The organism is Vibrio halioticoli NBRC 102217, assembly GCF_000496695.1.
Lineage (GTDB): Bacteria > Pseudomonadota > Gammaproteobacteria > Enterobacterales > Vibrionaceae > Vibrio > Vibrio halioticoli.
The window spans coordinates 1-13,704 of the sequence record NZ_BAUJ01000055.1; the positions used below are offsets into that span (position 1 = coordinate 1).

Below are 13,704 nucleotides of genomic sequence, written 5' to 3' on the forward strand. Positions count from 1 at the left end.
AATGGTGCCGACTACCGGAGTCGAACTGGTGACCTACTGATTACAAGTCAGTTGCTCTACCTACTGAGCTAAGTCGGCACACTATATTCTTATTGCTTCGTTGACGTTACATGAACACCAACAACAAATTGTGGTGCCCGGAGGCGGAATCGAACCACCGACACGAGGATTTTCAATCCTCTGCTCTACCGACTGAGCTATCCGGGCAACGGAGCGCTATTAAACGTATTTTTAAGGAATCCGTCAACTTGTTTTTCGGTTTTTTTTCAAAAACTGTGTTGTTTGCTTTTTATTTAAGCATATTGGTTAAATTATCCCTTACTTTGGTTAAATTCCCGTTTGTACTTGGTCACTTTCTCTAAGTAGCGTCGAGACTCCGCATTGGGATGTTTATGGGTTAATGCCCAAAAAACTTGGCTCGGATTCAAGGAGTTTATGTGTCTCATTGCATTGTTGCGGCTATTTCGGTCAAAAGTATTCAGCACTCCACCGGTACCGCCATTGTAAGCAGAGATCATGGCGTACTCTAAAGAGAGGAAGTTTTTCACGTCTTTAAGGTAGCGAGTTCTTAATATGTGGAAATAAGCTGTACCAACATCAATGTTGTTTTCAGGATTAAATAGATACTCAGGAGAAGGCATGCCCGATTTTTTCTTCACCAACTTAAATACATCCGCACCAGCGGTTTTTGGAACCACTTGCATCAAACCATAAGCGTTTGCCCAACTTACCGCATAAGGGTTAAAGCTACTTTCTGTTCTGATGATGGCATAAATCAGATCTTCAGGAATATCGTAACGCTGAGAGGCTTTTCTCACTATGCTGGCGTACTTATACGAACGAACATTGGAGTGACTGGACACCATAGGGATCTCAACGTAATGCGCTATTTTGAAGTCTACTTTCTTGGTCTTCATTTTGTGCGCAATCAGGTAATCGGCAAATCTGTTTGCGCGCCAATTCCATTGAATCGCTTTATTGTCTTGGTCGACAACCTGTTGATATAAAAAGGGTTCACCCTTTAATTTAATGTTTGATGAAGAGAATAGGTCCACATGCGCAGGATCATCTGGCGTCAACAGCGTAGTAATAATCGCGGTTTTTAAGTGTGCTTTTGGATCGTCAGAGGCAATGGTTTCGATGACGATCTTGCCGGTTGAGAAGTTAACATCGGCGCGACTGTCGTAGTTATCTATGTATTTAACATAGTTACTTTTACCCGCCACTTTGACTTGGTCTTTACCCCATTTCTTCTCGATATCCCCGGTGAAGCTATTCATCAAAGCATCTAGGGCATCGGTATCTTTTTCAAATTGTCCCGGCATTGGGGCTAGGTTGTGCGCCGCAAATCGACTGGTTGGTTCGTAGTTTACGTCATAGATTTTTTCGACAAATTCACGACTACAACCGGCGAGTATGAGAGGAAGGGCGAAATAGAGCAGTTTTCTCATTGGTATCCAAAAGCTAAAAATAAAGGTCAAAAAAAGAGTGGCTAACGCCACTCTATAGAATTACTCACTTGGTGGTGTGTAACCATCGATCACAACTTCTTTTCCTTCAAACAGGAAATTTACCATTTCTGTTTCAAGTAGTTTGCGATGTTCAGGATCCATCATATTTAATTTCTTTTCGTTAATTAGCATGGTTTGTTTGCTTTGCCACATAGCCCAAGCTTCTTTCGAAATACCATCAAATATACGTTTACCTAGTTCACCTGGGTAAAGTTGAAAATCTAGACCATCGGCATCTTTTTTTAGATGTTCGCAAAATACTGTGCGGCTCATGAGTGTTCCTTATGTTAGATCATACTTAAGGTTTGCTAACAGGTTCTTAACCGGTGCAGCCAGACCTAGTTTCTGTGGTTGAGACAAGTTATACCAAAGACCTTGGCTTTGTTCCATTATAAGGCTAGGTCGTTGCGATAGGTTTATTAGAACAGGTGTTATGTCTAAATGGTAATGGCTAAAAGTATGTTTGAACGTAATCAATGTTTTAGCATTATCTATATCACTTTGTGAGCAATTAAAAGTCTGTAAAAAATAATCAATATCGGCACTGCTTTGTTCAGGAAAACAGTGTAATCCTCCCCAAATTCCAGACGATGGCCTCTGTTCAAGCCAAACTTCATCTTTATAGTGCAGAATTACAAACCACACTTGCTTGGTCGGTTTTTCTTTTTTCGGCTTTTTACCAGGGTAGTCCGTTGGCGTGTGTTGCTTATAGGCTACGCAATGCTCCGATACAGGGCACAACGAACATTTAGGCTTGCTACGAGTACAAATCATAGCCCCCATATCCATCATAGCTTGGTTATATTCATCCACCCTTTGTTGTGGGGTATTTTCTATCGCCACTGCCCACAATTGGTTTTCGACCGCCTTTTTCCCCGGCCAACCGTCGATAGCATAACTGCGCGCAAGCACTCGCTTTACGTTCCCATCAAGAATAGCGTGTGGCAGCTTAAAGACCGAAGATAAAATGGCGCCTGCGGTCGAACGTCCAATGCCGGGTAGGGCATTAAGCTGTTCAATATCTAGGGGAAACTCTGCTTGGTATTGTGTAACCACTATTTGCGCACATTTATGTAAATTGCGCGCCCGTGCGTAATAACCAAGGCCAGTCCATAGATGCAACACTTCATCAATAGGGGCATTGGCAAGTGAAGTCACATCCGGAAATTGTTCGATGAAGCGCTCAAAATACGGAATAACCGTGGCTACTTGAGTTTGTTGGAGCATAATTTCAGAGAGCCAAACTCTGTAAGCGGTTTTGTCATGCTGCCAAGGCAGATGTTTACGCCCGTATTTTTGATACCAGTTGAGTATTTGATTTGCGAATGGTGTCACTGAGAGCCCATAAATTAGTCATCAAAGATCAGAAATTGCACCATAATAGTGTAAGGAAGTAAAACTGAGTTTGTGTGGAATAAACGCAACTTACGGCGAATATGCGTGGAAATTGGAATAATTTGCGATTGAAGTGGTTTATACACTTGCGTATTGAAGAATTCTTTGGATAATTCCCGCTTTGATTAATCGATGAGCAGGCAACAAACAGAATGAGCGAAGTAACGACTAACGAATACACCGAAGATGGCAAGCTGGTGAGAAAGATCCGCAGCTTTGTACGTCGAGAAGGTCGATTGACTAAAGGTCAGGAAACAGCTTTGAATGAATGCTGGCCAACAATGGGCATCGATTACCAGAACGAATTATTAGACTGGGCGCAAGTATTCGGCAATAACAACCCAGTAGTATTAGAGATTGGCTTTGGTATGGGCACCTCTCTAGTAGAAATGGCAAAAGCTGCTCCAGAGAAAAATTTCATCGGTATTGAAGTTCACCGTCCTGGCGTGGGTGCTTGCCTTGGTTTAGCGCGTGATGCGGGTGTGACTAACCTGCGCGTAATGTGTCACGATGCTGTAGAAGTGTTTGCTCACATGATTCCTGATAGTAGCTTACATACGCTACAATTATTCTTCCCAGACCCTTGGCATAAAAAGCGTCACCATAAGCGTCGTATCGTGCAGCTTGATTTTGCCGAAATGGTACGTGCTAAACTTCAACTAGATTCTGGTGTTTTCCACATGGCAACTGACTGGGAAAACTACGCAGAGCATATGGTTGAAGTAATGAACCAAGCACCGGGTTTTGCTAACATTGCCACTGATGGCGATTATGTTCCTCGCCCTGACGAGCGTCCTTTAACTAAGTTTGAAGCGCGTGGTCATCGTTTAGGTCACGGCGTTTGGGACATTAAATACAAGCGCACAGTTTAGTCTCATGCAGCCCCTTTATGTGTGGGGTGACTGATTCTCTATTCTAGGGGCTACCAATGTAGCTCCTTTTTTATTCTCAATAATTCAAATTAAGGTTTTTGGATGTTTCAATACGCTATCTTGGCCAACCCCGGTCACAATCGAATCTACTTTGATACCGCAGTAAAGATTGCTTGCTCTGAGCTAAAAGCAATTCTTTCTTCTATGGAGATTGCAGTTGATGAGGTCACTGAAAAAGATATCGGTTTACCTGCGGCTTTGGTATTTGAAACAGAACAACAACTTGATGATGCACAGCTACAAAGGTTGTCCTCCTCATCTATCTATTACGCCATCTTCCAAGTAATGGATAGCGGTTTGCTGAAACCATTACAGCCACAAGCTTTCAATACTTTCCCTGAAAGCATGAGCCAAATACTCAGATATACAGGCAAAACCAATGAGCAGTTTACTCGCTTGATGGTTAACCTTGGTCTTAGCGCGGCTAAAACGGACAGCCAGCGTAAGTGTTTAATGGACCCTATGTGTGGCAAAGGCACGACTTTGTATGAAGGTTTGATTCAAGGTCTAGATGTGATGGGAGTAGAAATTAACGCTAAATGGGTTCAAGAGATTCAAACATTTATCGTTAAGTACATGAAAAATGGTCGTTATAAGCATAAAGTAACCAAAGAGAAGCGCACAGGTGCTGGCGGTAAAAAAATTGCCGATGGTTTTGTGGTGAATGCGGCTGTGACCAAAGAAGCGTTTATTAAAGACCAAGGCCAATCACTGAAGCTGTATGCATCGGATACCCGCATTGTAAATCAAATCATCAAAAAGAATTCTTGTGATGTGATGGTGTCAGATCTTCCCTACGGCGTTCAGCACGGCAGTAAAAGTGCAAAAGATACTAAGATGGCTCGTAGCCCGTTAGAGCTTCTAGAAGAGGCGCTACCGGCTTGGAAGAGCGTATTAAAACCTAAGGGTTCAATTGTATTGTCGTTTAATGAATTTACTTTGAAATGGACTGAGCTCGCGGAGTTGTTCGCCAAGCAAGGTTTTGAGGTGCAAGATCAAGAACCTTATATTGGTTATCTGCACCGAGTGGACCAATCCATAAATCGAAATATATTTATTGCTGTTAAGCCTTAATTTTATACCAATCACACTAAGTAAGTGATCAGAGCTAACGCAGTTATCGAGCATTTTAACAAGCTAGAATGACCAGTTATTTAGTACGACTGGTATTACTTCATTACAAAGCCAACTTAGTGTTGGCTTTGTTGTCTATGAAAGAAGGTAAAAGATGAAACCAACCGTTCAACTATTACAAGACATTCTGACAGAGGTTGCCCCGTTAATAGGGCAAGGAAAAGTGGCGGATTATATTCCCGCGTTAGCTGAGGTTTCAAATAAAAAGCTCGGCATTGCGGTGTACACCAACACAGGTGAAGTGTTTAAAGCTGGAGATGCTGACGAGCCGTTTTCAATTCAGTCGATTTCTAAAGCACTGAGCCTAACCTTGGCCATGCAACTGTATGATCCGCAAGAAATATGGCAACGAGTGGGGAAAGAGCCTTCTGGGCAAGCTTTTAACTCCATGATTCAGCTTGAAATGGAGCAAGGTATTCCGCGCAACCCATTTATTAATGCTGGGGCGATTGTTGTATCAGACCTATTAAACTGCCGTTTATCAGCGCCGCGTCATTACCTGTTAGAGTTTGTCCGTCAGTTGTCTGGTGATGAGCGCATTGTGTATGACAAAGTGGTGGCGGCATCAGAAATGCTGCACGGCGACCGTAACGCCGCTATTGCTTATTTGATGCGCTCGTTTGGCAATTTTCATAGTGAAGTTCATCCTGTACTGCATAACTACTTTTCGGCTTGCGCGTTAAAAATGAGTTGTGTCGATCTAGCTAAAACTTTTAGTTATTTGGCGAACAAAGGGTGTTTGGCTCCATCAGGTAAACGCATAATAACCGCCACTCAAACCAAGCAATTAAATGCCTTGCTGGCGACCTGTGGTTTGTATGATGGCGCAGGGGAGTTTGCGTATCGAGTTGGTATGCCGGGTAAGTCCGGTGTTGGCGGCGGGATTATTGCGGTTGTGCCGGGTGAGATGAGTATCGCTGTTTGGTCACCTGAGCTGGATGCTTCTGGGAACTCGCTGGCGGGTACTCGCGCTTTAGAGTTGTTATCTGAACGTATCGGACGTTCGATATTTTAATAAAAAAGCCTCCCTATACTGAGCATAGAGAGGCTAAATAACAGTTAGTATTGGTGAGTGGTTAGTCGGCGTCTTCGTCAGCCATGAAAGCTTCTAGCAAGTCATTTAAGAACAGCTTTCCTTTACGGGTGATCTGCCAATGAGTCTCTGTTTCAGTGACATAATCCATACCAATAGCCCAATCCATCGTCTCTTTCACTGCGCTCAGCACCAAGCCTGTAGTATCAATAAAGTCTTGTTTTGGGCAAGCCTCTATCAAGCGAAAGCGATTCATAAAGAACTCAAACGGACGATCAATCTCTGCCACTTCGTGCTCATGATCTAAATAGGGTTTCACCATATTTTGATAAGCGGCTAAATAACCACGTGGGTGTTTTATCTTGGTGGTGCGCACGATGCGACCATCACTAAAACTCACCTTACCATGCGAGCCACAACCAATACCTAAGTAGTCACCAAAGCGCCAATAATTGAGGTTGTGCTGGCATTGATATCCGGGTTTGCTGTAGCCCGAGATTTCGTATTGCACGTAACCAGCGTCGCTGAGCTTTTGATGTCCTTGTTCAAAGATATCCCACAAATCATCGTCATCGGGTAAGGTCGGCGTTTTGTAGTAGAACATGGTATTGGGCTCGATGGTGAGCTGATACCAAGACAGATGCGGAGGAGCAAGGTCAATCGCCTTTTCTAAATCAACCAGAGCTTGCGCTATGCTTTGATCTGGAAGGCCGTGCATAAGATCTAAATTAAAGCTATTTAGCCCAATTTGATGAGCTAACTTAGCGGCATTAACCGCTTCATCCTGACCATGAATACGCCCTAAGCGTTCCAGCTTTTGTTGTTCAAAGCTCTGCACCCCAATCGACATGCGGGTGACGCCTGCTTCGACATATTGAGCAAAACGTGCCGCCTCAATAGTGCCGGGGTTGGCTTCCATGGTGACTTCTATACCGTCTTTAAAGGCGATGCGTTGTTCTACGCCTTGCAACAAGCGCGCAATCTCTTGTGGCGAGATTAAGCTCGGCGTGCCGCCGCCAATAAAGATAGAAGTAAGCTGTCGCTCTTGGATTGAATCAGCATATCTGGCGAGGTCTGCATCCAAATCTTCAAGCAGCGCATTGATATAAATATCTTCAGGGATATCTCCCTTTAAAGCGTGCGAATTAAAGTCACAGTATGGGCATTTTTGTACGCACCACGGAATATGGATATACAGTCCCAGTGATGGTGGTATTAACTGGCTCATAGAGCGTGTTTTAGCTTCTGGAATAATTCAGCTAGTGCTTTGCCACGATGTGATAGCTGCTTTTTACGCTCAGGTGTTAGTTGCGCTGAGGCGCAGTCATCTTCTGGTACGTAAAATACTGGGTCGTAGCCAAAACCATTTTCCCCTTGTGCTTGGGTTAGGATTTCGCCCTGCCACACACCGTGACATACGATAGGAGTTGGATCTAGGTGGTGGCGCATATATACCAGCACGCAATGGAAACGTGCACTGCGTTGTGCTTGTGGTACACCATCAAGCTCTGCTAGTAGCTTAGTGAGGTTTTGTTGGTCTGTCGCGTCTTCGCCAGCAAAGCGAGCAGAGTAAATACCCGGTGCACCTTTAAGAAAGTCGACTTCTAAGCCTGAGTCATCAGCAATAGCGGGCAGGCCAGTTTCTTGAGCTGCGTGACGGGCTTTGATGATGGCGTTTTCAATAAAGGTGGTGCCAGTTTCTGCAACTTCAGAGACCTTGTATTCACTTTGCGCTTGTACTTCAAACCCAAACTCGGCTAACAAGGTGGCCATTTCGCGTACTTTGCCTTGGTTTCCGGTCGCTAGTACTAATTTATTTGCAGACAAAGGGATTACTCCTGAATATGGAAGGTTTGATTAAAACGAAGAATGCCACTGCCTTTCGTTCCTGCATCGGCTTTGATTTCAAAACGGAAGGTTTCATTTTCGGTGATAGGTAATTCGGCTAAATAATAAATAGCGTCACCTTGAGTGATCTCTTTAAATGTCAGCGTTCGGGTATTACCGATTAGGTTTTTCGCCGTTCCCGTTAGGGTAACTTGAGTTGGCTTTTTGCCTACACTGTAGAGATCCAGTGCGCTGATGTTGATCAGCGCGACATAAGGGTTTCTTTTGAGCTTTAGCTCGCGAGCAATTTTAGGGGCAATAAATGTTGAATTGAATGCTGAGTAGTGCAGTTCAATATCCTTCATGCGTACAAATTGTCCTGCCCAACTTGGCACGGCAAAGCTTGCTAACAGTAAGCCACATAAGAGTGCGCTGAATATCTTCTTCATTTATCGCCCTTTAATAGAGGTGACTATTATAGTCCGTACCAAATTGGACCAAATAGACTAGTCGTTAGATCGCCGATTAAGTAGTTGGCAAATTGTAGACCAAGAAACAGCACTAATACGCTCAGATCAAGCCCGCCCATAGCAGGGATAATACGGCGAATAGGCGAAAGCAAAGGCTCTGTAAGCTGGTGGAATACATACTCAACAGGGCTGCGGCCTTGGCTTACCCAGCTTAAAATAGCGCGCAGTAGTAATACCCAAAATAGCAATTTACCCGCCGCTTTTACTAATGCCATCAAGCCAATGATTAATAAATCAGGGCTAAAGGCCATAGCGCCATTGGAAGCGATTAGCATTAGCAATACAAACTTCAATACACACAGTACATAAGCAAAGGTCAATGTTGCGAGGTCGACACTGCCAATAGATGGAATGATGCTACGTAATGGTTTTAATACCGGTTGTGTAGCTTTAACAATAAACTGAGAAAATGGGTTGTAGAAATCAGCTCGCGCCGCCTGCAACCAAATTCGAAGAATGACTATCATGATGTAGAGATCAAAAACGGTAGTCACTAAAAACTGCATTGAATTCATTACAAATCCTTGATGGGTTAAAAAAGAGTTTCCATCTCTTCTGCACGAGTAACCGCAGCTTGCATCGCTTTAGAAACAGTGTCAGAGAGTTGATGTTGGTTAAATGTCGCAATCGCTTCTGCGGTAGTCCCGCCTTTGGAAGTGACTTGCTGGCGCAAAACGGATAGATCTAAATTTGGATTGGCAACAACCATTTGTGCCGCTCCGAGTGCGGATTGTTGCACTAGCTGCCGCGCGGTTTGTTCATCAAAACCTTGCGCCATCGCTTCTTTTTGCATCGCTTCCATAAATAGGAAGAAATACGCAGGAGAGCTACCGGCCGCTGCAATAATCGAGTTAATTTGTGCTTCACTCTCAACCCAACAAGTTTCGCCAACCGCTTGCATTAGTTCATTAGCAAAATCTTGGTCTGCTTGATTGATGGTTTCTGGCGCGTATAGGCCGCTCATACCAAGCCCAAGCAGAGACGGTGTATTTGGCATCACTCGTACAAAATTGGCTTCTTTACCTAGCATGGTTTGCAGGCGAGGAATGGTAATTCCCGCCGCAATTGAGATTAACAGTTTGTTCTCTAGGTCGACATTGGTAAGCTCGGCCAACACTTCAGACATAATCTGCGGTTTGACTGACAACACAATTACATCTGCCATAGTCGCTGCCAGTTGATTATCAGCAGTAGTCGAAATTGAAAAACGCTGGCTAACCTTGTCGCGGCTTTGCTCTGATGGAGCGGTAGCGGTAATGGCTTGAGCTGGATAGCCACTATCAAGCAAACCTGCAATGATAGACTTTGCCATATTTCCAGAGCCAATAAACGCGATATTACGTACTGAATGTGCCAAACCTGTCTTCCTTCTTGTTTGTTCGAATACTATTGTTTGTTCGAATAATCTCGAGCACCAAAAATAGCGGTACCAATGCGAACCATTGTACTGCCAGCTTCGATAGCGGCTTCCATGTCACCACTCATGCCCATAGATAAAGTGTCTACCTGAGGATATTGGGATTTAATTTGATCAAACAAGCCTTTCAGTTGATTAAAGGCTTGCAGTTGTTCTTCATAACTCGCAACTGCTGCCGGTATAGACATCAGTCCGCGTAACGTCAGATTAGGTAGCGCATCGACAGCTGCGGCCAATTCTAGTGCTTCAGCAGCATTGATCCCAGATTTGCTTTCTTCGCCACTGGTGTTGACTTGCAGCAAGACTTGCAACGGATCACGACCGCTAGGTCTTTGATCGTTAAGGCGTTGTGCGATCTTGAGTCGATCAATAGAGTGAACCCAGTCGAAACTCTCACTAATAGGGCGTGTTTTATTTGACTGGATTGGCCCAATAAAGTGCCATTCTATATCGAAATCGTTATGATGTTCTTGAAAGTATTGAATTTTTTCAACACCTTCTTGTACGTAATTTTCACCAAACTGACGCTGACCAGCGTGACAAGCATCTAACACCGCTTGAATAGGTTTGGTTTTACTTACCGCAAGAAGTTGCACGGAATCAGTTAGACGCCCAAACTTACGTTCAGAATCTTTAATTTGCTGATGAATGTGTTCTAAATTTGATTGGATTGTCTGCATAGTTTTGACTTAACAAGGAATTTTATGGATATCACCGAATTACTTCGCTTTAGTGTAAAGCATAATGCTTCAGATCTACATCTTTCATCGGGCTTACCTCCTATGGTGAGGATAGACGGCGATGTGCGACGTCTGGAGATGCCAGAGTTTAGCGAGACTGAAGTCCACGAGCTTATTTTTGATATCATGGATGATGCCCAACGAAGTGAGTTTGAGTCAAATCTAGAGTTGGATTTTTCGATCGAGCTTGCAGGCGTGGGGCGATTTAGGGTTAATGCCTTTAATCAAAGTCGTGGTGCTTCAGCGGTATTTAGAACCATTCCCACCGATATCCCTACGCTTGAACAGCTAGATTGTCCGCCTATCTTCGAAAACATCGTCAATTATGAAAAAGGCTTAGTCTTGGTCACTGGCCCTACAGGATCGGGTAAATCTACCACGCTCGCGGCGATGGTGGACTATATTAATCGTCATCACAATAAACATATATTGACCATTGAAGATCCGATTGAGTTTGTACACCAAAGCAATAAGTGTTTGATCAATCAGCGTGAAGTACACCGTGATACGCACAGCTTCAAAGCGGCGCTACGCTCGGCACTGCGTGAAGATCCGGATGTGATTTTGGTGGGAGAATTGCGCGACCAAGAGACCATTAGTTTAGCGCTAACAGCCGCTGAAACAGGGCACTTGGTATTTGGCACATTGCACACCAGTTCGGCGGCTAAAACCATAGATAGGATTATTGATGTGTTTCCTGCCGGAGATAAAAATATGGTGCGCTCTATGCTTTCTGAATCACTGCGAGCGGTGATTGCGCAGAAGCTATTAAAGAGAGTGGGCGGCGGTCGTATTGCTTGCCATGAAATCATGTTGGCTAACCCAGCAATTAGAAATCTAATTCGGGAAGATAAAGTGGCGCAGATGTATTCCATTATCCAAACGGGCGCGTCACACGGCATGAAAACGATGGAGCAATCGGCAAATCAATTGATGCAACAAAATCAGGTTACTAGAGAAGAAGTCGAAACTAAAATTGAGATTCAAGTCGGTCTTGGTGGCGGTTTTTAAGCGCAAAATAACGGCGAGGGCAGCAACATGGAATTGAAAGAGTTGTTAGGTGCAATGACACAGCACAAAGCGTCTGATCTTTACATTACAGTCGATGCACCTTGTATGTTTCGGGTCGATGGAGAGCTGCAACCGTTTGGTGAAAAGCTGCATCAATCGGGTGTGACGGCATTTTTAGACAGCATTATGGATAACGATAGACGCAAAGAATATCGAGCCTGCCGAGAAGCCAATTTTGCCATTGAAAGTGAATCGGGGCGTTTTCGTGTCAGCGCCTTTTTTCAGCGTGATTTACCCGGTGCGGTTATTCGACATATTGAGACAGAAATTCCATCCTTTGAGGATCTTGGCTTACCCGATACCTTAAAAGATCTGGCTATGGTTAAGCGAGGTTTAGTGCTGGTGGTTGGAGCAACAGGCTCTGGTAAGTCGACAACGCTTGCCGCTATGGTGGGGCATAGGAATCAGCATCAACATGGGCATATTTTAACGGTAGAAGATCCGATTGAATTTGTGCATCAACATCAGCAAAGCATAGTTACTCAGCGTGAAGTGGGTTTAGATACTGAAAGCTACGAAATCGCGCTGAAAAACTCGCTACGACAAGCTCCGGATATGATTGTGATTGGCGAGATCCGCACTCCTGAAACCATGCGTTACGCGATGACCTTTGCCGAAACGGGGCATTTGTGTGTGGCAACCCTGCACGCCAATAATGCCAACCAAGCCTTAGAGCGGATTTTGCATTTAGTCTCGAAAGATCAAAGAGAGCATTTTTTGTTGGATCTTTCGCTTAATTTAAAAGGGATTGTTGGTCAGCAACTGCTAAAAGCCAAAGATGGCAAAGGGCGTCATGTGGCATTGGAAATACTGCTTTCTACGCCAAGATCGTCCGATCTTATCCGACAAGGTGAGATTGCTGAAATTAAGAATTATATGAGTAAAACCAGACAAGAGGGGATCTGCACTTTTGATCACTCTTTGTTTAACCTAGTGATGCAAGACAAGATCACAGCAGAAGAAGCGTTGCGCAGTGCAGATTCAGCCAACGATCTGCGTTTAATGCTTAAAAATCAGCAAGGGACTAAAGGCAGTAGCCCCTTAGATGACGTTAAGATTGATATGGGGTGAGCTTAAAGGGGCGGTGAATCACTCAGCCCATTGATTCTCAAACCAACTTTCTAAGATCACAACGGCAGATTGGCAGTCCACATTGCCTTTGCTTAGTGCTTTATAGCCGCCCATAGCAAACAGATCAGAGCGAGCTTCGGTGGTGGAGAGCCTTTCATCATGCAGCTCGACTTGTACGCCAAATCGACCATGAATTCTTTGGGCGAATTTTTTAGCTCTAGGAGTAATGGTTTTCAAGTCTTTACCATGCAAATCTGTCGGTAAGCCCACCACAACTAAGTCGGGTTTCCACTCTTGTATTTGAGTACCAATGTCGTCCCAGTTTGGGATGCCATCTTTGGCTTTGAAGGCTTTTAGCGGGGTGGCGGTGCCAGTGATATCTTGTCCGATAGCACTGCCAATACTTTTAGTGCCATAATCAAACGCCATTATGGTTTTGCTCATGCATGTCCTGCTTGTGTTGATAATTGTGAGGCTTCGATGCCCAGAGATTGTACTGCGCTAGCCCAGCGGTCTTGTACTGGAGTGCTGAAAATGATGTCAGGATCTGCTTCAATGGTTAACCAAGAATTCTCCGCTAACTCACTTTCCAGTTGCCCAGCATCCCAACCCGAATACCCCAATGCCACTAGGTATTGAGTCGGCTCTTCTTCAGTACCTAATACCGATAAAATATCTTTTGAGGTGGTCATAGTGATGCCGTTGGTCATGACTAAGCTGGACTGATATTTATCTTTAGCCTGATGCAAAATAAAGCCGCGATCTTCGGAAACAGGGCCACCATTGTGTACAGGTTGTTTTAGGCTATCACCCGCTTGAATATGGGCTGATTTTAGCTCTATCTGCTTTAGCATACCGCCAACGGTAATATCGATGGGAGCGTTAATCATAATTCCCATCGCCCCATGTTCATTGTGCTCGCAAATATAAATCACTGAGCGCTTGAAATGTGGGTCTTGCATCGATGGCATAGCCACCAAGAAATGATTGGTGAGATTCATGCATTCCCTCCTATAACAAGCCACCTCATTGAGGTGGCTATC

At 44.3% G+C, this 13,704-nt stretch carries 16 protein-coding genes and 2 tRNA genes; 5 read left to right on the forward strand and 13 right to left on the reverse strand.

The annotated features are described in order from the left end of the window. Positions 1 to 2: 2 nt before the first annotated feature. The 5 genes from VHA01S_RS14250 to mutY form a co-directional block, all read right to left on the reverse strand. Positions 3 to 78: transfer RNA gene (locus VHA01S_RS14250), tRNA-Thr, on the reverse strand. Between the two features lie 53 nt (positions 79 to 131). Next, positions 132 to 207: transfer RNA gene (locus VHA01S_RS14255), tRNA-Phe, on the reverse strand. A 104-nt stretch (positions 208 to 311) separates the two neighbouring features. After that, positions 312 to 1,451 carry a membrane-bound lytic murein transglycosylase MltC gene (mltC, locus tag VHA01S_RS14260; RefSeq protein WP_023405061.1) on the reverse strand — a complete coding sequence of 380 codons (1,140 nt, stop codon included), beginning with the start codon at positions 1,449 to 1,451 and terminating at the stop codon, positions 312 to 314. A gap of 60 nt (positions 1,452 to 1,511) precedes the next feature. Then, positions 1,512 to 1,784: an oxidative damage protection protein gene (locus tag VHA01S_RS14265; RefSeq protein ID WP_021712335.1), complete on the reverse strand. Its 273-nt coding sequence runs from the start codon at positions 1,782 to 1,784 to the stop codon at positions 1,512 to 1,514. 9 nt (positions 1,785 to 1,793) lie between these two features. Then, on the reverse strand, positions 1,794 to 2,846 hold the full coding sequence (gene mutY, locus VHA01S_RS14270) for an A/G-specific adenine glycosylase (protein WP_023405062.1): 1,053 nt from the start codon (positions 2,844 to 2,846) through the stop codon (positions 1,794 to 1,796). A gap of 212 nt (positions 2,847 to 3,058) precedes the next feature. Here mutY and trmB point away from each other — a divergent pair, with 212 nt between their 5' ends. From trmB to glsB, 3 genes are all read left to right on the forward strand, one after another. Beyond that, a complete protein-coding gene (trmB, locus tag VHA01S_RS14275) occupies positions 3,059 to 3,778 on the forward strand; it encodes a tRNA (guanosine(46)-N7)-methyltransferase TrmB (RefSeq protein WP_023405063.1) in 720 nt (239 codons plus the stop codon). Positions 3,779 to 3,880: 102 nt separating this feature from the next. After that, positions 3,881 to 4,912 carry a TRM11 family SAM-dependent methyltransferase gene (locus tag VHA01S_RS14280; RefSeq protein WP_023405064.1) on the forward strand — a complete coding sequence of 344 codons (1,032 nt, stop codon included), beginning with the start codon at positions 3,881 to 3,883 and terminating at the stop codon, positions 4,910 to 4,912. Positions 4,913 to 5,066: 154 nt separating this feature from the next. Further along, positions 5,067 to 5,987 (forward strand): glutaminase B, encoded by a 921-nt coding sequence (glsB, locus tag VHA01S_RS14285; RefSeq protein ID WP_023405065.1) that lies wholly within the window; start codon positions 5,067 to 5,069, stop codon positions 5,985 to 5,987. A 61-nt stretch (positions 5,988 to 6,048) separates the two neighbouring features. On the opposite strand, the gene hemW is transcribed toward glsB, so the two are convergent. Genes hemW through VHA01S_RS14315 form a run of 6 tightly spaced genes read right to left on the reverse strand, consistent with a single transcriptional unit; the run spans position 6,049 to position 10,459 of the window. Beyond that, entirely contained in the window at positions 6,049 to 7,233 is a 1,185-nt protein-coding gene (hemW, locus tag VHA01S_RS14290; RefSeq protein ID WP_023405066.1) for a radical SAM family heme chaperone HemW, read from the reverse strand. Next, positions 7,230 to 7,832 (reverse strand): XTP/dITP diphosphatase, encoded by a 603-nt coding sequence (locus VHA01S_RS14295; protein WP_023405067.1) that lies wholly within the window; start codon positions 7,830 to 7,832, stop codon positions 7,230 to 7,232. The genes hemW and VHA01S_RS14295 overlap by 4 nt, the downstream gene beginning before the upstream one ends. A 5-nt stretch (positions 7,833 to 7,837) precedes the next feature. Then, complete coding sequence (locus tag VHA01S_RS14300) at positions 7,838 to 8,281, reverse strand: DUF4426 domain-containing protein (RefSeq protein WP_023405068.1); 444 nt, start codon at positions 8,279 to 8,281, stop codon at positions 7,838 to 7,840. Positions 8,282 to 8,307: 26 nt separating this feature from the next. After that, positions 8,308 to 8,877 (reverse strand): YggT family protein, encoded by a 570-nt coding sequence (locus VHA01S_RS14305; RefSeq protein WP_023405069.1) that lies wholly within the window; start codon positions 8,875 to 8,877, stop codon positions 8,308 to 8,310. Between the two features lie 17 nt (positions 8,878 to 8,894). Next, entirely contained in the window at positions 8,895 to 9,719 is an 825-nt protein-coding gene (proC, locus tag VHA01S_RS14310; RefSeq protein WP_023405070.1) for a pyrroline-5-carboxylate reductase, read from the reverse strand. Positions 9,720 to 9,748: 29 nt separating this feature from the next. Then, positions 9,749 to 10,459: a YggS family pyridoxal phosphate-dependent enzyme gene (locus tag VHA01S_RS14315; RefSeq protein WP_023405071.1), complete on the reverse strand. Its 711-nt coding sequence runs from the start codon at positions 10,457 to 10,459 to the stop codon at positions 9,749 to 9,751. A 24-nt stretch (positions 10,460 to 10,483) separates the two neighbouring features. Between VHA01S_RS14315 and VHA01S_RS14320 the strand changes: the two genes are divergently transcribed. Together VHA01S_RS14320 and VHA01S_RS14325 are read left to right on the forward strand one after the other, a co-directional pair. Further along, positions 10,484 to 11,530, forward strand: coding sequence for a type IV pilus twitching motility protein PilT (locus tag VHA01S_RS14320; RefSeq protein WP_023405072.1), 1,047 nt, complete (start codon positions 10,484 to 10,486; stop codon positions 11,528 to 11,530). A gap of 27 nt (positions 11,531 to 11,557) precedes the next feature. Continuing rightward, positions 11,558 to 12,661: a PilT/PilU family type 4a pilus ATPase gene (locus VHA01S_RS14325; protein WP_023405073.1), complete on the forward strand. Its 1,104-nt coding sequence runs from the start codon at positions 11,558 to 11,560 to the stop codon at positions 12,659 to 12,661. A gap of 18 nt (positions 12,662 to 12,679) precedes the next feature. Here the strand turns inward: VHA01S_RS14325 and ruvX are convergent, their stop codons facing one another. Both ruvX and VHA01S_RS14335 read right to left on the reverse strand, forming a co-directional pair. Continuing rightward, entirely contained in the window at positions 12,680 to 13,105 is a 426-nt protein-coding gene (ruvX, locus tag VHA01S_RS14330; protein WP_023405074.1) for a Holliday junction resolvase RuvX, read from the reverse strand. Continuing rightward, positions 13,102 to 13,662: a YqgE/AlgH family protein gene (locus tag VHA01S_RS14335; RefSeq protein WP_023405075.1), complete on the reverse strand. Its 561-nt coding sequence runs from the start codon at positions 13,660 to 13,662 to the stop codon at positions 13,102 to 13,104. The genes ruvX and VHA01S_RS14335 overlap by 4 nt, the downstream gene beginning before the upstream one ends. Positions 13,663 to 13,704 lie beyond the last annotated feature (42 nt).